Raw genomic sequence first — 486 nt, forward strand, 5'->3', positions numbered from 1 at the left:
CGGTCTTCCCGCCAGGTGCTGCCGATACGGCCCAGCGCCCGGGAGATACTGACATACGGCACACCTTCATCGGCCTCCACGTCCAGAATCAGCTGCCAGAACATCGGCGTAGTGGGTTTTTCCGGTGTCGCAACCCGCTGTAAGCGCCAGCCACGTTTGCGCAGGCTTTCGAGCAGATCTTTCAGCATTATCTCGCCGTAGCCGGTTTTCTGACTTTGCCGGACAGCATCTTCCACCATTTCCGCCGTCTGCTTCGGTGCCCAGTGGCGTTCCCGGTCACGGACAAGGGCGGCGGCAATCTGCTGCCGGTCTGCGAAGGGCATGGATCGCATCGCCAGTATGCCGGGCAGCTGCCCGGTCGCCCTCGTCAGTGCATAACCGGCCTCATCCAACGCGCGCTCCAGACTTTCCAGCATCCGGAGCATCGAACTGAGGCCACCTTCCTGCCAGAGATAAATGGCCGTGCTGAGATCGGTCAGCGTCTCG

General features: G+C 61.7%; 1 pseudogene. It reads right to left on the minus strand.

The annotated features are described in order from the left end of the window. Positions 1-486, minus strand: a pseudogene (locus tag IAE50_RS25705) (hypothetical protein); the annotation flags it as partial.

Origin of the sequence: Kosakonia sp. S42, assembly GCF_016624785.1 — a bacterium.
Lineage (GTDB): Bacteria > Pseudomonadota > Gammaproteobacteria > Enterobacterales > Enterobacteriaceae > Kosakonia > Kosakonia cowanii.